Annotated in this window: 22 protein-coding genes; 5 read left to right on the top strand and 17 right to left on the bottom strand. The window is 72.6% G+C overall.

Annotated elements, in window-relative coordinates; all coding sequences use genetic code 11:
- Positions 1-201 precede the first annotated feature (201 nt).
- From MD221_RS04485 to MD221_RS04560, 16 genes are all read right to left on the bottom strand, one after another.
- Positions 202-939, bottom strand: coding sequence for a copper homeostasis protein CutC (locus tag MD221_RS04485; protein ID WP_242108119.1), 738 nt, complete (start codon positions 937-939; stop codon positions 202-204).
- On the bottom strand, positions 936-1,961 hold the full coding sequence (locus MD221_RS04490; RefSeq protein WP_242108120.1) for a glycosylasparaginase: 1,026 nt from the start codon (positions 1,959-1,961) through the stop codon (positions 936-938). The genes MD221_RS04485 and MD221_RS04490 overlap by 4 nt, the downstream gene beginning before the upstream one ends.
- A 61-nt stretch (positions 1,962-2,022) precedes the next feature.
- Complete coding sequence (locus MD221_RS04495; protein ID WP_242108121.1) at positions 2,023-3,048, bottom strand: glucokinase; 1,026 nt, start codon at positions 3,046-3,048, stop codon at positions 2,023-2,025.
- Between the two features lie 230 nt (positions 3,049-3,278).
- The gene (locus tag MD221_RS04500) at positions 3,279-3,638 is read right to left on the bottom strand and encodes a PilZ domain-containing protein (RefSeq protein WP_242108122.1); all 360 of its coding nucleotides are present in this window, start codon (positions 3,636-3,638) and stop codon (positions 3,279-3,281) included.
- 63 nt (positions 3,639-3,701) lie between these two features.
- Positions 3,702-4,628, bottom strand: coding sequence for a DNA polymerase III subunit delta' (locus tag MD221_RS04505; RefSeq protein WP_242108588.1), 927 nt, complete (start codon positions 4,626-4,628; stop codon positions 3,702-3,704).
- Between the two features lie 5 nt (positions 4,629-4,633).
- On the bottom strand, positions 4,634-5,305 hold the full coding sequence (tmk, locus tag MD221_RS04510; RefSeq protein WP_242108123.1) for a dTMP kinase: 672 nt from the start codon (positions 5,303-5,305) through the stop codon (positions 4,634-4,636).
- Positions 5,302-6,351, bottom strand: coding sequence for an endolytic transglycosylase MltG (gene mltG / locus MD221_RS04515; protein WP_242108124.1), 1,050 nt, complete (start codon positions 6,349-6,351; stop codon positions 5,302-5,304). Before mltG ends, tmk begins: the two co-directional genes overlap by 4 nt.
- Positions 6,348-7,757 (bottom strand): aminodeoxychorismate synthase component I, encoded by a 1,410-nt coding sequence (locus MD221_RS04520; protein WP_242108125.1) that lies wholly within the window; start codon positions 7,755-7,757, stop codon positions 6,348-6,350. The genes mltG and MD221_RS04520 overlap by 4 nt, the downstream gene beginning before the upstream one ends.
- A gap of 44 nt (positions 7,758-7,801) precedes the next feature.
- A complete protein-coding gene (fabF, locus tag MD221_RS04525) occupies positions 7,802-9,037 on the bottom strand; it encodes a beta-ketoacyl-ACP synthase II (protein ID WP_242108126.1) in 1,236 nt (411 codons plus the stop codon).
- A 229-nt stretch (positions 9,038-9,266) separates the two neighbouring features.
- A complete protein-coding gene (gene acpP, locus MD221_RS04530) occupies positions 9,267-9,506 on the bottom strand; it encodes an acyl carrier protein (RefSeq protein WP_242108127.1) in 240 nt (79 codons plus the stop codon).
- Between the two features lie 251 nt (positions 9,507-9,757).
- The gene (fabG, locus tag MD221_RS04535) at positions 9,758-10,522 is read right to left on the bottom strand and encodes a 3-oxoacyl-ACP reductase FabG (RefSeq protein ID WP_242108128.1); all 765 of its coding nucleotides are present in this window, start codon (positions 10,520-10,522) and stop codon (positions 9,758-9,760) included.
- Positions 10,519-11,466 (bottom strand): ACP S-malonyltransferase, encoded by a 948-nt coding sequence (gene fabD / locus MD221_RS04540; protein WP_242108130.1) that lies wholly within the window; start codon positions 11,464-11,466, stop codon positions 10,519-10,521. The genes fabG and fabD overlap by 4 nt, the downstream gene beginning before the upstream one ends.
- A gap of 143 nt (positions 11,467-11,609) precedes the next feature.
- Positions 11,610-12,329, bottom strand: coding sequence for a BUD32 family EKC/KEOPS complex subunit (locus MD221_RS04545; RefSeq protein WP_242108131.1), 720 nt, complete (start codon positions 12,327-12,329; stop codon positions 11,610-11,612).
- A 53-nt stretch (positions 12,330-12,382) separates the two neighbouring features.
- Positions 12,383-13,378 (bottom strand): beta-ketoacyl-ACP synthase III, encoded by a 996-nt coding sequence (locus MD221_RS04550; protein ID WP_242108133.1) that lies wholly within the window; start codon positions 13,376-13,378, stop codon positions 12,383-12,385.
- 171 nt (positions 13,379-13,549) lie between these two features.
- Positions 13,550-13,744, bottom strand: a complete 195-nt coding sequence (rpmF, locus tag MD221_RS04555) for a 50S ribosomal protein L32 (protein ID WP_242108135.1) — start codon at positions 13,742-13,744, stop codon at positions 13,550-13,552.
- Between the two features lie 62 nt (positions 13,745-13,806).
- Positions 13,807-14,328, bottom strand: a complete 522-nt coding sequence (locus MD221_RS04560) for a YceD family protein (RefSeq protein WP_242108137.1) — start codon at positions 14,326-14,328, stop codon at positions 13,807-13,809.
- 135 nt (positions 14,329-14,463) lie between these two features.
- Between MD221_RS04560 and MD221_RS04565 the strand changes: the two genes are divergently transcribed.
- On the top strand, positions 14,464-14,823 hold the full coding sequence (locus MD221_RS04565; RefSeq protein WP_242108140.1) for an LPXTG cell wall anchor domain-containing protein: 360 nt from the start codon (positions 14,464-14,466) through the stop codon (positions 14,821-14,823).
- Positions 14,824-14,858: 35 nt separating this feature from the next.
- Positions 14,859-15,431 carry a Maf family protein gene (locus MD221_RS04570; RefSeq protein ID WP_242108142.1) on the top strand — a complete coding sequence of 191 codons (573 nt, stop codon included), beginning with the start codon at positions 14,859-14,861 and terminating at the stop codon, positions 15,429-15,431.
- A gap of 52 nt (positions 15,432-15,483) precedes the next feature.
- Here the strand turns inward: MD221_RS04570 and MD221_RS04575 are convergent, their stop codons facing one another.
- A complete protein-coding gene (locus MD221_RS04575; RefSeq protein WP_425602199.1) occupies positions 15,484-17,385 on the bottom strand; it encodes a glycosyltransferase family 39 protein in 1,902 nt (633 codons plus the stop codon).
- A 66-nt stretch (positions 17,386-17,451) separates the two neighbouring features.
- Here MD221_RS04575 and MD221_RS04580 point away from each other — a divergent pair, with 66 nt between their 5' ends.
- The 3 genes from MD221_RS04580 to MD221_RS04590 all read left to right on the top strand — a co-directional run.
- Positions 17,452-18,405, top strand: a complete 954-nt coding sequence (locus tag MD221_RS04580) for an AAA family ATPase (RefSeq protein ID WP_425602200.1) — start codon at positions 17,452-17,454, stop codon at positions 18,403-18,405.
- A gap of 31 nt (positions 18,406-18,436) precedes the next feature.
- Positions 18,437-19,459 (top strand): DUF58 domain-containing protein, encoded by a 1,023-nt coding sequence (locus MD221_RS04585; protein ID WP_242108146.1) that lies wholly within the window; start codon positions 18,437-18,439, stop codon positions 19,457-19,459.
- Positions 19,443-20,099, top strand: a 657-nt coding sequence (locus tag MD221_RS04590; RefSeq protein ID WP_242108147.1) for a TgpA N-terminal domain-containing protein, incomplete at its 3' end; no start/stop codon positions are given. The genes MD221_RS04585 and MD221_RS04590, both read left to right, overlap by 17 nt.

A 20,099-nucleotide genomic window follows, 5' to 3' on the forward strand; every position in this document is an offset into this window, starting at 1 on the left:
ATCGATCCCCCTTGACCGATCCACCCCCTGAGCTGGATCGATCTAAATAACCATATTCACGCCCTTTTGACATGACGCAGCGCAGCAGCGCGCCATGCGCCGCCGTGTGGTGCGCGCAGAAGCCCCGAAACCCCGGCCGTGCCGTCCAGCGCCGCCCGCCGCCCCTGACCGCCGGGCGCGGAAAACTAAACGTAATGCGCCTTACGCCGCGCGCAACGCCGCCGCCAGATGCCGCACGCTGTCGGCCTCGGTCTGCATCCAGTCGGGGGAAAGCCCCGGCAGCGCGTCGTTGCGGTAGCGCATCGCCGAGGTGCGCGGCACGCGCGCGGAGGCATGCACCTCGTGCACGCCGGTCGTCCGCAGCAGTTCGGGCAGGCTGGCCGCGGTCACCCCCGCCCCGGCCATCAGCGAAAGGCGTCCCTGCGCCTGCCGCCGCGACGCCGCGATCGCGTCCGCGCCCTGCAGGGCGTCGGCGGCGCCGCCGGAGGTGAGGATGCGCCCGCAGCCCAGCGCGACGATGTCCTCGAGCGCGCGCGCGCGGTCGCGCGCGGCATCGAACGCGCGATGGAAAGTGACATCCAGGGGACGCGCGGCGTCGATCAGGGTCCGGCACAGGGCCGTGTCCACCGCGCCGTCGGCGTCCAGTGCGCCCAGCACCACGCCGTCGCAGCCCAGGCGCACGCACGCCTCGATGTCGCGCAGCATCACTTCGCGCTCGCCCTGGTCGTAGAGGAAGTCGCCGCCGCGCGGCCGGATCAGCACGTAGACCGGAATCCGCAGGCGCTCGCGCACCACGGCCAGCATGCCGTAGGACGGCGTGCATCCGCCTTCGGCCAGGTTTTCGCACAGCTCGATGCGGTCGGCGCCGCCGGCCTGCGCCGCCAGCGCGGAACCGAGCGAATTGGCGGCGATCTCCAGCCGCGGGGACGGCGCGCTCATGTCTGCTCGGTCGCGTAGACCGAGCGCGCGTCGCGCAGCGCGTCCTGCTTGCCGGCATCGCAGACCGCGTAGACGAAGCCGCGGTGCAGCGCGAACGCGCCGACCTCGCCCTGCTTGTTCAAGGCGAGGAAGCACACCTGCAGGCGCTTGCTCGCCTCCGGCCGCTTGCGCACCACGCGCTCGATCGCCTCGCGGCAGGCATCGGCGGGCGAGCGGCCCTGGCGCATCAGCTCGACCACCAGGAAACTGGCCGCGTTGCGGATCATCTCCTCGCCCACGCCGGACGCGGTGGCCGCGCCGACCTCGTTGTCGACGTACAGGCCGGCGCCGACGATCGGGCTGTCGCCCACGCGCCCACGCAGCTTCCAGGCCATGCCACTGGTGGTGCAGGCGCCGGCCAGCCTGCCCGCGCCGTCGATGGCGAGGATGCCGAGCGTGTCGTGGTTGCGCCGGTCGCCGGGCTTCGCCGCCGCCTCGCCCGGCAGCACGCGCTCGGCGTTGATCACCGGCTTGTATTCGGAGGTCTTCAGCCACTCGCGCCAGGCCTTGCGCGCCGCGTCGGTCAGCAGCGGGCGCTTCTCGAACCCCTGCGCCACCGCGAACTGCTGTGCGCCCTGCCCCACCAGCATCACGTGCGGGGTCTTCTCCATCACCGCGCGCGCCACCGAGACCGGATGCGCGATGTCCTCCAGCGCCGCCACCGCGCCGCAGCGGCCGTCGCCGTCCATGATGCTGGCGTCGAGGGTGAGCACGCCGTCGCGGTCGGGATAGCCGCAGTGCCCGACCGTGGGATTGCACAGGTCGGCCTCGGCCCAGCGCGCGCCGGCCTCGACGGCATCGAGCGCGGAGCCGCCCGCGCCCAGCGTTTTCCACGCCGCGGCATTGGCGCCCACGCCGAAGTCCCAGGTCGAGACGACGCGGGCGACCGGCCTGGCGGGCTTGGCCGCCCCGGCGGCGCCCGGCAAGGCCAGCGCACCGGCGGCGAACAGGGAGGTGTGCAGGAAATCGCGTCGTGTCGTCATCGCGTGGTCCGGGAAGATGGGGAAATCCCCGCCGTCGACGGCGCGACCGGCGGGACGGCGGTCAGCGCGATCCGGCGCGATCGAGGTACCACGCGGCGGCGCCGAGCAGGCCGTAGCGGCCATGGTCGATCACCGACACCGACACCTGCTCCAGCACGCTGCGCAGCACGCCCTTGTTGAGGTAGCGTTCGGCGAATCGGCTATGCAGCAGGAACGGCTTGATGTGCGCCGGCATGCCGCCGGCCAGGTACACGGCGCGCGCGCCGAAGGTCAGCACCAGGTCGCCGACCAGGCTGCCGAGCATGGCGCAGAAGATGTGCAGCGCCTCCAGCGCCTGCGCGTCCCCGCCCTGCTGCGCCGCCTGCGCGACCGCGGCCGGACTGTCCAGCGCCGCGCGCGCGCCGTCGAGCTCGCACAGGCCGCGATAGAGGTTCAGCAGGCCCGGGCCGGAAAGCGCGCGCTCGTTGTCGACATGCGGCCAGCGCTGCAGGAAACGGCCGAGCAGCGCGAGCTCGCGGACGTTGCCCGGCGCCAACGCGGCATGGCCGGCTTCGGTGGCGAGCACCTGCGGCGGCGCCGTGCCGTCCGAGGGCGTCCACAAGGCCGCGCCGAGGCCGGTGCCCGGACCGATCACCAGCGTCGCGCCGGCTTCGCGCGGCGACTGCGGGCCGGCCAGCAGCACGGATTCGGCCGGATCGATGTACGGGGTGGCGTAGGCCATCGCCTCGAAGTCGTTGACCAGGCGCAGATCGCGCAGCGACAGTGCGCCGCGCATGCGCGAGAGCGAGACCGGCCACGGCAGGTTGGTGTTGACCAGCTCGTCGCCGCGCAGGATGCCGGCGATGGCGATCACCGCGCGATCGGCGCCGTCCGCGCCGCATTCGCGCAGGAAGTGCACCACGATGTCCGACAGGTCGGGGAAATCGGCGCAGGCGTATTGGCGGAAGTCGAGCATCGCCGCCGCCTGCCCGGCCTCGCCGGCGCGCATGAGCGCGATGCGGGCATGGGTGCCGCCGACATCGGCCGCCACGAACGGCCTGGCTTCCGGCGAGCGGGTTGCTGCGATGACGGTGGCGCGATGGGCCATGGCGCTCCAGATCGGCACGTCCCTGATCGGCGTGCCGCGGCGCAAGTCTAATCAATTCGCTTGCGCGCATGGCAACCCGCGCATCGGCGCCGCGGCCGACGCGAGGACCGCGGACGCGGCCAGGCCAAGCGGACGCTGCCGTATTGACCGCACCCGGACCCGCGGTGTCCACGCGAGTCCGGCTCCGGTCCCGATGCGGGTGCGGGTTGTCCCGCCCCTGCCCGCGACGATCACATGGTGTGGGTGCGCTTGTCCGCGTTCAGCATGCCCGCCAGCAGGGTCTCGATCTTCGCGCGCACGGTTTCGCCCTCGCCGGTGTCGGCGAACTGCACGCCCACGCCGGCGGTGCGGTTGCCCTGCGCGCCGGCCGGCGTCACCCAGACCACCTTGCCCGCCACCGGCAGGCGGTCGCCCGATTCGGGCAGCGTGATCAGCAGGAAGACCTCGTCGCCGAGGAAATAGCGCTTGGTCGTCGGCACGAAGATGCCGCCGTTCTTCAGGTACGGCATGTAGGCGCCGTACAGCGCCGCCTTGTCCTTCAAGGCCAGCGACAGGATGCCTTGGCGCGAAGGCGTGGCCGTGGTGTTCATGACGCATCTCCCCCGATCGTGTTGCATGCCGCGACGTAGCCGACGCTCCGGCGCGGCATCGGCTTAGGCGCGGTTTTTCCCCCAACCCAGCAGCAGCTCCGCGACCGCGAGATCGGCGCGGACCGTGGTCCGCAGCAGGTCGCGGGTGCGGTTGGCCGCATCGAACCAGGCGGCCAGCTTCCGGATTCGCGCAGGGTCGGTCAAGCCGCCGGCCTCGGCGAGCGCCAGGTCGGCGGCATGGCGCAGGCGTAGCGCCGCATCTTCGTCGGCGGTCCAGCGCTGCGCGGCTTCCAGCGCGCCCAGCTCGCCCTTGGCCAGCCTGGCCAGATCCCCGGCCACGTCGCGCCGCAGCGCGATGCCGCCGTCGCGCAGCCAGACGTCGGCCAGCCCGGGATGGCCGCGCGCGGCTTCCAGCGCCTCGGCGGCCTGCCTGTCGGCATGCCCCTGCGCCTGCAGCCAGGCCAGCGCTTCGGCGCGCGGCGGCAGGCGCAGTTCCAGGCGCTGGCAGCGGCTGCGGATCGTCGCCGGCAGCCGCGCCGGCTCGGCGGCGATCAGCCACAGGTAGCGGCCGGGCTGCGGCTCCTCCAGCGTCTTGAGCAGGGCGTTGCAGGCGGCGTGGTTGATCGCGTCGGCCGGATCGACGATGGCGACCTGCGCGCCGCCGTATTGCGGGGTCAGCGCCAACTTGCCGGAAAGCGCGCGGATCTGCTCGATCACGATCTCGGTGCGCAGCCGCGTGCCTTCCTTGTTGTACTCCAGGCCGACGCAGTGGTAGTCCGGATGCGTGCCCGCGGCGAGCAGCTGCGCCGCGCGCGCGTCGCGCTCGGCGCCGAGCGCGTGCCGCGCCAGCCGCTCGGCCAGCGCGCGCTTGCCCAAACGCGCCGGCCCGCAGATCAGCAGCGCATGGCCCATGCGTCCGCCGTCGAGCGCCGCCTCGGCCTGCTCGTAGGCGCGCTGCTGCCAGGGCGCGAACACCGTTGCGTCCGCCATCGCGCTCACGCCTCGCGCTCCTGCCAGGCGCGCAGCTGCGTGACGGCTGCGTCGGCGACGGCCTGCGCCGGCTGCGAGGCGTCGATGACGCGGAAGCGCGCCGGCTCGGCGGCCGCGCGCGCGCGGTACGCGGCGCGCACGCGCTGGAAGAATTCGTCGCGCTCGCGCTCGATGCGGTCCGGACCGCCGCCGCCGGGCGCCTGGTCGCGTCCGCGCGCGCGTTCGCGCCCCTGTCCGACGTCGATGTCGAGCAGCAGCGTGAGCCCGGGACGCAGGCCGACGGCGCGCCGCTCGAGCTCGCCGATGAACGCCGCATCGAGGCCGCGCCCGCCGCCCTGGTAGGCATAGCTGGAGTCGGTGAAGCGGTCGCTGATCACCCAGGCGCCGCGCGCCAGCGCCGGCGCAATGGTCTCGCGCACGTGCTGGGCGCGCGCGGCGAACACCAGCAGCAGTTCGGTCTCCGGCGCCGGCGGTTCGTGCGCGGGGTCGAGCAGCAGGCTGCGGATCATCTCCGCCAGCGGCGTGCCGCCCGGCTCGCGCGTGCGCACCACCTCCAGACCCTGCGCGCGCAGCGCCTCGCACAACGCCTCGAGCACCGTGGTCTTGCCCGCGCCTTCGCCTCCTTCGAGCGTGATGAAGCGCGAATGCGTTTCGAGCGGGAAGCCCGGCCCGGTCATTTCGGCCCGTACTGCGCGCGGTAGCGCTGGATGTAGGCGCGCACCGCGGCCTCGTGCTCGCCCAGCGTGCGCGTGAACACGTGCCGGCCGCTGCCGTCGCCCACGGCGACGAAGAACAGCGCATCGCCCGCGGCGGGCCGGGTCGCGGCCGCCAGCGCGTCCTTGCCGGCCATCGCGATCGGCGTGGGCGGCAGGCCGTCGCGGGTGTAGGTGTTGTACGGCGTGTCGGCGAGCAGGTCGGTCTTGCGGATGTTGCCGGCGTAGGCGCTGCCCATGCCGTAGATCACGGTGGGATCGGTCTGCAGGCGCATGCCGAGCTTGAGCCGGCGCGCGAACACGCCGGCGATCTGCGGCCGCTCGCTGGCGATGCCGGTTTCCTTCTCGACGATGGAGGCCAGGACCAGCGCCTCCTCCTTGCTCGTGATCGGCAGGTCGGGCGCGCGTGCCTTCCAGGCGGCATCGAGCGCCTTCTCCAGGTCGGCGTTGGCGCGCCTGAGCACGTCCAGGTCGCTGTCCTGGCGGGTGTAGACGTAGGTTTCCGGCAGGAAGCGTCCTTCCGGATGCAGCCCCGGCCGGCCCAGCGCCTGCATCAGCGCGGCATCGTCGAATTCGGCGATGGTCTGCCGCAGCGGCCGCGCCTTCGCCAGCGCCGCGCGCAGCTCGCGCATGTTCCAGCCTTCCACCAGGGTGAAGCGGTAGCTGAGCACCTTGCCGTCGCGCATGTGCTCGAGCAGCGTGCGCGGCGTGGTGACGCCGGGTTCCAGCGCGTACTCGCCGACCTGGATCCGGCCGGCGGCCTTGAGCTGGCGCGCCAGCAGCTGCCACTCCACGTCCATGCCGGCGCCCACGCCCAGCGCGCGCAGGCGCGAGAGCACGCGCGGCAGCGAATCGCCGCGCTCCACCACCAGGCTCTCGCCGGCCTCGATGCCGCCCAGCGGCGTGCCGGCGAACGCCGTGTAGCGGTCGTAGGCCCAGTACGCGAACGCGCCGGCCAGCAGCGCCGACGCCACGAACAAGGCGCCGATGCCTTTCTTTAGACGGCTCATGGCTGGGAATTTCCGTCGGTCATGGCCGCCGAGGATACCGTGGAACCGGCGTCCAGCGCCTTCAGCATGCCGCGCGCCTTGGCCCGGGTCTCGTCGAGTTCGCGCCGCGGCTCGGAGTCGGCGACGATGCCGGCGCCGGTGCGGAAGCGCAGCTCCGCGCCCTCGACCTCGGCGCTGCGGATGAGGATGTTCAGATCGAGGTCGCCGTCGCGGTTGAGCCAGCCCATCGCGCCGGTGTAGGCGCCGCGCCCGACGCCCTCGAGCTCGGCGATGATCTGCATGCAGCGCACCTTGGGGCAGCCGGTGATGGTGCCGCCGGGAAACACCGCGCGGATCACCGCGCCGGGCGTCGCGTCCCGGCGCAGGCGCCCGCGCACGTTGCTGACGATGTGGTGCACGTGGGCGTAGCTTTCCACGCGCATCAGCTCGTCCACCTCGACGCTGCCCGCGGCGCACACGCGGCCGAGGTCGTTGCGCTCCAGGTCCACCAGCATGACGTGCTCGGCGCGCTCCTTGGGATGGCCGACCAGCTCGCGGATGCGCGCGCCGTCGTCGTCGCCCGGGAAGCGCGGACGGGTACCGGCGATCGGCCGCGTCTCGACCCTGTCGCCGCGCACCGAGACCAGCCTTTCCGGCGAGGCGCTCACCACCGCCCAGCCCTCGCCCGCGAACAGGCCCGCGAACGGCGCCGGGTTGGCCCGGCACAGGCGGGCGTACAGGCGCGCGGGATCGAGCGCGCCGTCGAAGCGCGCGCGCCAGCCGCGCGAGAGATTGACCTGGAAGATGTCGCCGGCGGCCAGGTAGTCGAGGATGCGCTCCACGCCGCGCACGAAGGCCTCGGGATCGTCCTCGGCGATGCGCGCCGGCCGCTGCCACGCCGGCAGCGCCGGCAGCGCCGCGGCCAGCGGCAGGTCGGCCTCGATCGCATCGAGCATGCCGGCCGCCTCGGTCTCCGCCACGGCGATGCACTCGCCGGTGACGCGATCGCGCAGCACCGCGGCCGGGCAACGCAGCGCCAGCGCGCCCGGCAGCGCGCCGGGCGCGTCGGGCAGGCGCAGGACCGGTTCGACCTGCGCGGCGAGTTCGTAGCCGAGGAACAGCGCCCAGCCGCCGCGGAACGGCAAGTGCCGCCGCGCGTCCTCGTGCGCCTCGCGCGGTTGCCGCTCCTGCTTCCAGGCGGCATCGAGCGTCGCCAGGAAGTCTTCGCCCAGATCGCGGCCCTCGCCGTCGCGCACGCGGCCGCCGGCGGCGCGCAGCGACCGGCCGTCGGCCGCCAGCAGCATGTCCCAGCGCGCGTGCGCGGTGCCGTCGGCGACCGACTGCAGCAGCAGCGGATAGCGCCGCGGATCGACGCGATGCAGCGCCGGCAGGTCGGTCTCCGCCGGGAGGGGCCGGGTGGTCAGCATGGGGCCGCGCCTCCCCGCCTCCGCGGGGAGACGGGGAACGGCGATCAGACGCGCTTGAATATCAGCGTGCCGTTGGTGCCGCCGAAGCCGAACGAGTTCGACATGGCGACGTCGACCTTGGCCTCGCGCGCCGTGTTGGGCACGTAGTCGAGATCGCAGCCTTCCGACGGGTTCTCCAGATTGATGGTCGGCGGGATCACGCCGGTATGCAGCGCCATCGCCGAGAACACCGCCTCCACGCCGCCGGCCGCGCCCAGCAGGTGGCCGGTCATCGACTTGGTGGAGCTGACCATCACCTTGCCGGCGGCGTCGCCGAGCACGGCCTTGATGCCCATGGTCTCGGCCAGGTCGCCCTGCGGCGTCGAGGTGCCATGGGCGTTGATGTAGCCGATCTGGGCGGGATCGATGCCGGCGTCCTTGACCGCGTTGCGCATGCAGCGCGCCCCGCCCTCGCCGCTCTCGCTCGGCGCGGTCATGTGGTAGGCGTCGCCGCTCATGCCGAAGCCGATCAGCTCGGCGTAGATGCGCGCGCCGCGCGCCTTGGCGCGCTCGTAGTCCTCGATGACCAGGATGCCGGCGCCGTCGCCCATCACGAAGCCGTCGCGGCCCGCGTCCCAGGGGCGCGAGGCCCTGGTCGGTTCGTCGTTGCGCGTGGACAGCGCCTTCATCGCGCAGAAGCCGCCCAGCGAGGTCGGCGTGGTCGCGAACTCGGCGCCGCCGGCGATCATCGCGTCGGCCTCGCCGTACTGGATCATGCGCATCGCCAGGCCGATGTTGTGCGTGGCGGTGGTGCAGGCGGTCACCGCGGCGATGTTCGGCCCCTTGGCGCCGGTCATGATCGACACCTGGCCGGCGATCATGTTGATGATGGTGCTGGGCACGTAGAACGGCGAGATCTTGCGCGGGCCGCCCTCGTGGTACTTGATGGTGGTTTCCTCGATGCCGTTCAGGCCGCCGATGCCGGCGCCGATGGCCACGCCGATGCGCTCGGGATCGGCGGCGATGTCCAGGCCGGCGTCCTTGATCGCCATCAGCGAGGCGGCGACGCCGTAGTGCACGAACGGGTCCATCTTCTTGATGTCCTTCGGCGCAATGTACGCGGAAGGATCGAAGCCCTTGACCTCGCCGGCGATGCGCACCGGGAAGGCGGAGGCGTCGAAGTGCGTGATCGTGCCGATGCCGGAACGGCTGTTGACGATGCCGTCCCAGCTCGATGCGAGGTCGTTGCCGAGCGGCGAGAGGATGCCGAGGCCGGTGATGACGACGCGACGTTTGGACATTGCGGACTCCTGGGGCCTGTTGCCTGCGCTCGCCGCCTGCGGCGGCAGGTGAGCGTTCAAAATGCCCGAGGCCGCATGCGCGGCCCCGGGTTTGTGTCGTTACGACGCAGTACGGCTGTTCACGTTGGCATGTTCCACGAATCGACGCATGGAGATGCTTTGCGTGGCGGGACCGGCCTTCGGGCCGCGCCATCGGCGCGGCGGCGGCCGGACCGCGTCAGGACCGGTCTCAGCTCTTGACGTGCGCCTTGATGTAGTCGATCGCCTGCTGCACCGAAGTGATCTTCTCGGCTTCCTCGTCGGGGATCTCGCACTCGAACTCTTCTTCGAGCGCCATCACCAGTTCGACGGTATCCAGCGAGTCGGCGCCGAGATCGTCGACGAAGGAGGCGCTGCTGGTGACCTCTTCTTCCTTGACGCCCAGTTGTTCGACGACGATTTTCTTGACGCGTTCTTCGATGCTGCTCATTGGCTGTTGGCTCCGGAGGGGCTGTTTCAGGGACTAGTGTAAGGGGGTGAGCCCGGGCGCGCCTAGCGCGGCACCGCCGCGCTGCCCGGGCGAACGCCCGGCCATGGGTGGCCGGGCTGGACGCTCCGAAGCCTAAGACGCGACGCCAAGGACGGCAACCACATCGTTAAGATTCAATCTGCGTCCATCCGCAATGCTTTTAAAAACGGCAACTTAGCGAGGCTTCCTGCGACATGCCCGGCGCCCGCGCATCACGGCATGTACATGCCGCCGTTGACGTGCAAGGTCTCGCCGGTGATGTACGCCCCGCCGGGGCCGGCGAGGAACGCCACCGCGCGCGCGATGTCCGCCGGTTCGCCCAGGCGTCCCAGCGCGATCTGGCCGAGCAAGGCGTCCTTCGCCGATTCGGGAAGGTCCTTGGTCATGTCGGTGGCGATGAACCCCGGGGCGACCACGTTCACGGTGACGCCGCGCGAACCGATCTCCTTCGCCAGCGATTTGGAGAACGCGATGATGCCGGCCTTGGCCGCGGCGTAGTTGGCCTGCCCGGCGTTGCCGGTCACACCGACCACCGAGGCGATGTTGACGATGCGGCCCTTGCGCGCCTTCATCATGCCGCGCATCACCGCCTTGGACGTGCGGTAGACGCTGGTCAGGTTGGTGTCGATGATCGCCTGCCAGTCCTCGTCCTTCATCCGCATCAGCAGGTTGTCGCGGGTGATGCCGGCGTTGTTGACCAGAATCGAGATCGGCCCGATCTCCTTGGCGACGGCCTCGATCAGGGCGTCGACGGCGTCGGCCTCGGTGACGTCGAGCACGCGTCCCTGCCCGCCCGAGGCCTGCAGGCGCGCACCGATCGCCTGGGCGCCGCTTTCGCTGGTCGCGGTGCCGATGACGGTGGCGCCCTGCGCCGCGAGCTCGTCGGCGATCGCCGCGCCGATGCCGCGGCTGGCGCCGGTGACCAGGGCGATGTCGCCCGTCAGGGCGCCCTGCACTGCGGTTGTCTGTCCACTCATGCCTGCGCCCACTCCTCGAGGGCGGCCTCGAATTCGCCCGGCGTGCCGAGCGGACGCGCATCGAGGCCCTTGTCGATGCGCTTGATCAGGCCGGTCAGCACCTTGCCCGGGCCGCACTCGGCCACGCGCGTCGCGCCGCGGGCGGCCAGCGCCTGCACGCAGTCGGTCCAGCGCACCGGCAGGTAGAGCTGGCGCACCAGCGCGTCGCGGATCGACTGCACGCCCTCGTGCACCTCGCCGTCGACGTTCTGCACCACCGGCAGGCGCGGCTCGCGCCATTGCAGGCCGCCCATGGTCTCGGACAGGCGGTTGGCGGCCTCGCGCATCAGCGGCGTGTGCGAAGGCACGCTCACGGCAAGCTTGACCGCCTTGCGCACGCCCCTGGACGCGAGCAGCTCGAGCGCGCGGTCGACCGCCGCGGCGTGGCCGCCGATCACGATCTGGCCGGGCGAGTTGTAGTTGGCGGGCACCACGACCTCGCTGCCGGAAGCCTCGGCGCACACCTCCCGCACCACCGCGTCCTCGGCGCCGAGCACCGCCGCCATCGCGCCGGTCCCGGCGGGCGCGGCGTCCTGCATCAGTTGTCCGCGGATGCGCACCAGGTGCGCGGCATCGCGCAGCGAGATCGCATCGGCGACGACCAGCGCGGTGTACTCGCCGAGGCTGTGGCCGGCCAGCAGCGACGGTTGCGCGCCGCCCTGCGCCTGCCAGGCGCGCCACACGGCGACGCCGGCGGCCAGCAGCGCCGGCTGCGTGTATTCGGTGCGGTTGAGCTGCTCCTCGGGACCGCCCTGCGACAGCGTCCAGAGATCGACGCCGGCGCCGTCGGAAGCCTCCGCGAAGCTGTCGCGGATCGCCGGGTGCAGCTCCGACAGTTCGGCCAGCATCGCGAGCGACTGCGATCCCTGGCCGGGGAACACGAAGGCGAGCGTGGAGGCGGTCAAGCGGCGGTTCCTGGTGCGTCCGGCGGCGGACGAGAGGGCTGCGATGATACGTGCGAACCGACGCCGCTGTCTGTACCGGGGCGTATGCCTGCCGGGCGTTCGGGCGTGCGCGCCGAGCGGCCGTGCGCGAAGCGCGGCACGCGTTACATGGAGGCGATGCGGATGGCGAAGATCGAATGCGCCAACGCCCGCGCCGAGCGCCCCAGGCGCCGCAACGGCTGCACCAGCCAGCCCAGGCGCTCGCCCACGACGTGCGCATGCGCGCCCACGTCGGCCGGCTCGTCGCGGAAGGCGCCGTCGAGCAGGGCGACCAGGGTGTCCGGACGCTCGTCGTAGTAAGGCGCGATGCCGAAGGTAAAAAGCACCCAGTCGCGGGCCTGCGCCTGCTCCAGCGTCATCACCTCCAGCGGATCCTCCTCGAAGTCGAGGAAGCCCACGCGACCGTCGTCGGCCACGGCGATGTTGCGCGGCACCGGCTGCCCGAAGTACGCGCCGCGCCGATGCGCCGCGCCGATCGCGGCGATGGCCGCACGCACCAGCGCGTCCTGGCGCGCGGGATCGCCGCCGGCCTCGCGCAGCCTGCTCGCCAGCGAAGGGCCGAGATCGCCCAGGCGCAGCGTGGCGGCGTCCTCGTCCAGCAGCGCCGGCACCGGCACGCCCTGCGCCTGCAGCTCGCGCAGGCGCCGCGCCTCGATGCGCTTGGCCTGGCCGCCGCCGCGATGCGGGGGCGGGCGCAGCGCGCCGAGCCCGAGCCTGCGCGCGATGCCGTCGAGCAGCGCGAGGCTGAAGCGGCGGCCGCCGCCGTCGGGATACGACTTGATCCAGACGCGGCGGCCTTCGATGACGGTGGCACGAACGGGCATGTCGGAAATACGTCTCGTCCCGGCTTCCCGCGCGGGCGGGGCCGGACATCGGCTCAATAGCGCAACAGCGCCGAGCCCCAGGTGAAGCCGCCGCCGAAGGCTTCCAGCAGCAGCAACTGGCCGCGCCGGATTCCACCGCGGCGCACGCCCTCGTCCAGCGCCAGCGGCACCGAGGCGGACGAGGTATTGCCGTGCCTGTCGACGGTGACCACGACGCGCTCCATCGGCAGTTCCAGGCGCTTGGCGGTCGCGGCGATGATGCGCAGGTTGGCCTGGTGCGGAATCAGCCAGTCGATGTCGCCGCGGCCCAGCGCATTGGCCTCCAGCGTCTCGTCGACCACCGCGTCCAGCGCCTTCACCGCGTACTTGAACACGTCGTTGCCGGCCATGCTGATGCGCGATCCGGCGTTCCTCTCGTGCTCGCGGAAACCGGCCGACACGCCGACCGGATTGCGCAGCAGGTCTTTCTTGCTGCCGTCGGCGTGCAGATGCGTGCTGAGGATGCCGGTGTCCTCGTCCGCGCGGAGCACCACCGCGCCGGCGCCGTCGCCGAACAGCACGCAGGAGCTGCGCTCGCGCCAGTCGACCATGCGGCTGAGCGTTTCCGCGCCCACCACCAGCGCCGTGCGCGCGGCGCCGGAACGGATGAACTTGTCGGCGATCGCCAGGGCGTAGACGAAACCGGAACAGGCGGCGTTGACGTCGAAGGCGGGAATGCCCCAGGCGCCGATGCGGTCCTGGAGCAGGCAGGCGGTGGAGGGAAAGATCAGGTCGGGCGTCGTGGTGCCGACCACGATCAGGTCGAGCTCGTCCGCCCTCACGCCTGCCGCCTGCATCGCGCGCAGCGCGGCGTGGCGGGCCAGGTCGCTGGTGGTTTCGCCTTCGGCGGCGATGTGGCGTTCGCTGATGCCGGTCCGCGCGAGGATCCACTCGTCGCTGGTATCGACCATCTTCGCCAGGTCTTCGTTGCGCAGCACCCGCTCCGGCAGGTAGCTGCCGGTGCCGGCGATGCGCGCGTAGAGACGGCGGCTGGTGAGGGATTCGTTCATCGCAAGGCCGCTCCCGTCGCCGGGATGCCCCGAAAGCCGCTTCGCGCCGACCGGACCGCTCCGCCGCGCGAGCGGCAGGAAACGGGGCGGCGCAGGGCCTTTCGAACAGCGCCTTTCGAAATATGCGGATCGTGCCGCCCGCGCGCCCGGGGCGCGCGGGACATGCCGGACTCAGTCTTCTTCGACGACCTTGGTCTTCGGCTGGATGACCTGCTTGCCGCGGTAATAGCCGTCGGCGGTCACGTGGTGGCGCAGGTGGGTCTCGCCCGAGGTCGGGTCGGTCGACAGCTGCTTGGCGGTCAGCGCGTCGTGCGAACGGCGCTGGCCACGGCGGGAGGGGGTCACGCGGGATTTCTGCACAGCCATGGGATTGCTCCAGCTTTCAAATCAAATCGGGGATGACGCAATGCGTCGGGTTGCCAGGTGTCTCAATGCTCTTTCTTCAGCGCCGCCAAGGCCGAGAACGGATTGGCACGCACCTCTTCGTCCGCCTGCACGGGCCAGTCGCGCTCGACCGTCTCCGAGCCCGGCTTCACCGGCACCAGCGGGACGGCGAGGATCAATTCGTCCTCGACCAGTTCGAGCGGGCGCAGCATGCCGTCCTCGGCGACCAGCAGGGCCTCGTAGCCGGGGGGCAACGCGGCTTCCTCCACCTCGTCGCCCTGGTCGGCACGCAGCAGGCCCAGCCGCTGCACCACCTGCACGGGAAGCAGGAACCGCTCCAGCGTGCGCTGGCACTGCAGCGGCAACGCGGCTTCGATTCGCAACTCCACGTACGGGACCTGCAGCGCGTCGCGGTCGAAATCGAGCGCGAACGTCGCCTCGCCCGCGTCGTCGAACAGGACTTCGCGCAAACGCGACAACGAGGACAGCGGGATGCGGCCCTCGAAACCGCGCCTGGCCGCGACCATGCGCCAAGCGTCGAGCACCTCGGGCACTTCTGCGGACATAAGCCTTGGAATGTTAAAGACAGCCCTGCCCGCTGTCAAACCCGGCCGAGGCCGCAAACCCTTGTCGCGGCGGGGAATTTGCCCGCCGCCCGTGCCGGCCCCAGACTGCCCCTCCGCCCGCCGCCCCTCCCTGCCTTGACCGAGATCCTCGCCCTGCTCGCCGGCCTGGCCCTGGCGGCCCTCGCGGCCGTCCTGTGGCGGCGACGCCGCGACGGCGCGCGCCGGCAGGCGCTGGGCCGGCTGCTGGACGCCGCCGACGGGCTCGAGGCCCGGCTGCGCGCCGCCCGGGCCGAGATCGAGGCGGCCGGCAGCGACGGCGAGCCGGTGCGCCAGGCGATGCGGGACATGCTGCGCCACCGGCTGTGGCTGCAGCAGCACGGCACGCGGGCCTCGCTGGCGCAGCTGGGCTCGGTGCGGGACTCGATCGACCTCGCCCGCCAGCGCATCGAGGGGCAACTGCTGCGGATCGAGCGCGCCCGCCTGTCCCTGCAGTAGGCTGCGGGCCCCGCCCCGCCGCCGCGACGCCGCCCATGCGCCTGATCCTCGCCTCCACCTCGCCCTATCGCCAGGCGCTGCTGGCGCGCCTGCAGTTGCCGTTCGAGACGGCGCGGCCGGAGGCGGACGAGACGCCCCTGCCCGGCGAGCCCCCGATGGAAATGGTCGTGCGCCTGGCGGAGACGAAAGCCGCCGCCGTGGCCGCGCAGGCCCTCGACGCCTGGGTGATCGGCTCCGACCAGACGGCCGAGCTCGACGGCGACCCGCTCGGCAAGCCCGGCGACCGCGAGCGCGCCATCGCCCAGCTCGAAGCCATGTCCGGGCGCACCGTCGCCTTCCACACCGCGGTGGCCATCGCCCGCCACGACGGCCCGGTGCTCGCCGCGCGGGATACCACCCTGGTGCATTTCCGCGAGCTCGCGCCCGGGGAGATCGCGCGCTACGTCGACGCCGAGCGCCCCCTGGACTGCGCCGGCAGCTTCAAGTCCGAAGGCCTGGGCATCGCGCTCTTCGCCGCCATCGAATCGCGCGACCCCACCGCCCTGATCGGCCTGCCGCTGATCGAGACCGCGCGCCTGCTGCGCGAGGCCGGCTACCGCCTGCCCTAGCGCGCCGCGCACGAAGTGGCGGGTCGCGGCCGTCCGGCCGCCGGCGGGACCGCTATTCGACGGTCACCGGCTGTTCGCTCCAGTCCTCGACGCTGCCGTCGCGCCCGTACAGCCGCAGGCCCAGCCAGTGCCGTCCCGGCGTCGCGTCGCCGACGTCCACGCGCGCCCGGTAGCCGACGTTGGGATGCAGCGGGTCGGTGGAGATCCGCCAGTACGCCGCGGTGCCGGGGCTCGGCAGGCCGTACTCGGCCTTGGCGACCACGCGTCCGTCCATCAGCACGTCCACGCGCGCCAGCCCGACGCCGTCCTTGAACGCCCATCCCGAGACTTCGAAGCGATCGGCGACGCGGGCGTCGATCGCCGGCGCATCGATCCAGGCCATCGCCGGCGTCGTGCATGGCGCGGGCGCCTCGTTCGCGTCGGCCTTGCCGTCCTTGCCGCGGCCATCGAAGGCGAACAGCAGGTAGCGCTGGCGGCCGTGGTCGACGTTGAACACCTTCGGCCGCGGCAGCGGTCCGACCCGGGCGCACAGCCAGTGATAGCGCTGCAGCAGGTTGCGGTACTCCACGTCCCCCGCGCCCACCACCAGCAGCACCGGCGCATCGCCCCAGTCCTCGCGCCCGGCGCTTTGCAATCCCCACAGCTGCAGCTGCGGCGCGCGGCCGTGTTCGCGATTGAGCGGATGATCGAGCACGCGGATGCGCGGGTTGTCGAGCGCGAAGCCTAGCTCGGCGCCGAGCTTGAAGTTGTCGACGACGATGCGCGTGCCCGGCGGCATGCGCGCGTGCTCGTTGCGCACCAGCGCGGCGAGGCTGTCCCAGCCGGCGAAATTGGAGGGATACCACTTCAGCGCCGCGCTGTCCTCGCGCACCGAGGGCGAGGACACCAGGGCGTAGTAGCCCAGCGCGGCCGCCAGCCCGAAGGCGACCACGCTCCAGACCAGGCGCCGCAGCCATGGCGCCCAGGCCGACAGCGCCTGCGGCAGCAGCGGCAGCAGCGCCAGGTAGCCCGGCAGCGGCCAGTGGAAGCTCACCCGCTGCGTGTCGGCGAAGAAGCCGAGCGCGAAAAAGCCGAGCACCACCAGCCCGCCCGACCAGGCCAGGTAGCGCGCCGGCTCCGATGCGCTGCGCCGCTCCCGCCAGGCCGCCCACATCAGCGCCACGAACAGCGGCGGCGTCACCAACAGGCCCTGCACGACCAGGAAGGACAGGCCGTCGGCGTGGAACGCCCAGGGGTGGCGATCGACCAGCTGGAAGCGCAGCCCGGCCTCGGCGTTGTCGAAGTTCCAGGCCATCAGCGGCGTCCACGCGGCCGCGCCGAAGGCGATGGCGATCCACACGCGCGGATCGAGCAGTGCCTCGCGCCCGCGCGGCAGCGCCAGCAGCGCCACGAAGCCCACGCCGATCACGGCGATGAAGCGGTAGTGGCTGAGCGCGCCGATGGCCAGTCCGAGCGCCAGCTGCAGCGCGGTCTCGTAGCTGACCCCGCGCAGCAGGCGCATGCCCGCGTCCAGGCACAGCAGGGTGGCCAGCGCCATCGGCGCATCCGGCAGCGCCAGCAGGCCGAGCGTCCCGGCCAGCGGCAGCAGCAGCGCGGCGATGCCCGCCAGCCAGGGCCAGCGGTCGGCGCGCACGCGGTCGACGGGCGTGCCGTCGCGGCGTTCGTACACGTGCGCGGCGATGCGCACGACGAGCCACGGCACGCACGCGGCGATCATCAGGAACGGCAGGCGCAGCGCCAGCAGGCTCTTGCCGAACACCAGCTCGCCCAGGCGGATCAGCCAGGCGGTCATGCCCGGCAGGTCGGAATAGGCCCAGGCCAGGTGCCGGCTCTCCTGCCAGTAGAACGCCTCGTCCACGAACAGCGGCAGGCGCGCGGCCATCGACACCTTGAGCAGCGACACCGCTGCCCAGAGTGTGATGAAGACCACTCGCATGTCGATTCCGCGCCGCATCCGGTCCCGCATTTGGCTCCACAACCTCGCTACACTCGAACGGCCCTCAGCAACAGCGACCCGCGCATGTCCGCATCCCCCGCGTCCCTCGCCATGCTAACCGACGACCTGCGGGAATCCGTGAAGCGCGCGCAAGCGCAGGTCAATGCGCTGGTGCTCGGCAAGCCGCACGAGGTGCGGCTGGCCTTCGTCGCCCTGCTCTCGGACGGGCACATGCTGATCGAGGACCTGCCCGGGCTGGGCAAGACCACGCTCGCGCACGCGCTGGCGGCCACGCTCGGGCTGGCCTTCCAGCGCGTGCAGTTCACCTCCGACCTGCTTCCTTCCGACATCATCGGGGTCTCGGTGTTCGATGCCCAGACGCGGCGCTTCGAGTTCCATTCAGGCCCGGTGTTCGCCCAGGTGCTGCTGGCCGACGAGATCAACCGCGCGCCGCCGCGCACGCAGAGCGCGCTGCTCGAGGCGATGGCCGAGCACCAGGTCACCGTCGACGGCCTCACCCACGCGCTGCCCGAACCCTTCCTGGTGATCGCCACGCAGAACCCGGTCGACCTGGCCGGCACCTATCCGCTGCCCGACTCCCAGCTCGACCGCTTCCTGCTGCGGCTCAACCTCGGCTATCCCGACGAGGACGCCGAACGCGCGCTGCTGGCCGGCGGCGACCGTCGCGACCTGATCGCGCAGACGCAGCCGATGCTCGGCGCCGACGACGTCCTGCAGCTGCGCGCGGCGGTCGCGCAGGTGCATGCCAGCGAGGCGCTGGTGCGCTACGTGCAGGCCCTGCTCGCGCGCAGCCGCCATCACCCCGGCGTGCGCGTGGGCCTGTCGCCGCGCGCCGGCATCGCGCTGTTGCGCGCCGCGCGCGCCTACGCGCTGCTGCTCGGGCGCAACCACGTGCTGCCGGACGACGTGCAGGCGCTGTTCGCGCCGGTCGCCGCGCACCGCCTGGTCGCCGACGCCGATGCCGGCGAGGACCGCGCGCTGGCGAAGGCGATCCTGCACAGCGTGCCGGTGGATTGAACGGCGGACGCGGGCGCAAGGGGACCAGTTCATGAGCAAGGGCGGAAGCCGGCGCGCGATCGCTTCCAGGCTCGGGCTTTCCCCGCTCGCGAGCCGCCTGCTGAGCCTCACGCGGCCGCGGCGGCCGGAGCGCCTGCCGGTGGCCTTCGACCGCCACCGCATCTACATCCTGCCGACCGGCTTCGGCTGGTTCTTCGCCGCGCTGCTGCTGGCGATGGGCATCGGCGCGCTCAACTACAACAACAACCCGGCGCTGCTGCTCGGGCTGCTGCTCGCCGGCGCGGCCAACACCAGCCTGTTCGCGGCGCACCTGCAGCTGAGCGGGCTGCGCATCGTCGCCGTCGACGCGCAGCCGGTGCCCGCGGGCATGCCGCTGGCGCTGCGCGTGCACGCGCAGGCCGCGCGCGGGCGCGTGCGCCGCGGCCTGCGCGTGGACCGCGCCGGCGACGACGCGCCGCTCTCGCTCTCCGACGGCGCGGGCGAGACGGTGCTGAGCATCGCCACCGCGCGGCGCGGCTGGCTCGAGCTCGGCCGCCTGCGCGTGTCCACCCGGCGCCCGCTGGGGCTGGCGCGCGCCTGGACCTATGTCTGGCCCGACACGCCGCTGCTGGTCTATCCCGCTCCCGAAGCGCACGGGCCGCCGCTGCCGCAAGGGCGCGGCGAGAACGCGCGCGCGCGCCTGCACCCGGCGGGCGAGGACATGCATCACCTGCGCGCCTACCGGCGCGGCGACGCGCGTCGCGCCATCGCCTGGAAGCCCTCGGCGCGACGCGACGCGCTGCTGGTGCGCGAGTACGAACAGCCGCAGAGCGCGGACATCGAACTGGACTGGCGCGCCTTGTCCGCGCTGGCCTACGAGGACCGCATCCGCCGGCTGGCGCGCTGGGTCGACGAGGCCGAGCGCGAGGGGCGCCGCTACCGCCTGCTGCTGCCCGCGCAGCCCGCACTGGGGCCGGCGCGCGGCCCCGACCATCGCCACGCCTGCCTGCGCGCGCTGGCGCTGATGCCGCACGCGCAACATCCGGAGGCCCGCGACGATGTCGGCGCGCGCTGAATCCCCGCCGCGGATCGCCGTCGCCGCGCGCGAGCGCGGGCACCCGGCGCTCGATGCGCGCAGCCGGCTGTGGACGCTGGTCGCCACCGCCGCCTGCCTGCTGCCGCTGCTGCTGCAGCTGCAAGGCCTCGCCCTGCCCATCGCCGCCATCGCCCTGGCCTGCGCGACGGTGGCGATGTCGCGGCGGCACGTGCTGCCGGCCTGGCTGCGCGCATTGCTGGCCCTCGCCCTGGTGGGCTACGTGCTGATGGCGATGCGCTTCTCCTTCGGCCGCGACACCGGCTGCGCGCTGCTCGCGGCCATGCTCGCGATCAAGCCCGCCGAACTGCACGGCCTGCGCGACACGCGCAGCCTGGTCGGCTTCGCGCTGTTCGCGCCCTTCGCCACTTTCCTGCTCGACCAGGGACCGCTGTCGCTGCTGCTGGCGCTGCTCGGCGCGCTGCTGGCGCTGGCGGCGCTGCTGCAGCTCGCCGATCTGGAGTCGGGCGAATCCGTGCCCGGCAACGAGCGTCCGCTGGCGCAGGCGCGGCGCCTGGGCACGGTGCTGCGCCTGATCGCGATCGGGCTGCCGCTGGCGCTGGCGGCGTTCTGGCTGTTCCCGCGCGTCAGCGCGCCGCTGTGGGGCGTGGGGGGGGGGGCG

Origin of the sequence: Luteimonas aquatica (assembly GCF_022662575.1) — a bacterium.
GTDB classification, from domain to species: domain Bacteria; phylum Pseudomonadota; class Gammaproteobacteria; order Xanthomonadales; family Xanthomonadaceae; genus Luteimonas; species Luteimonas aquatica.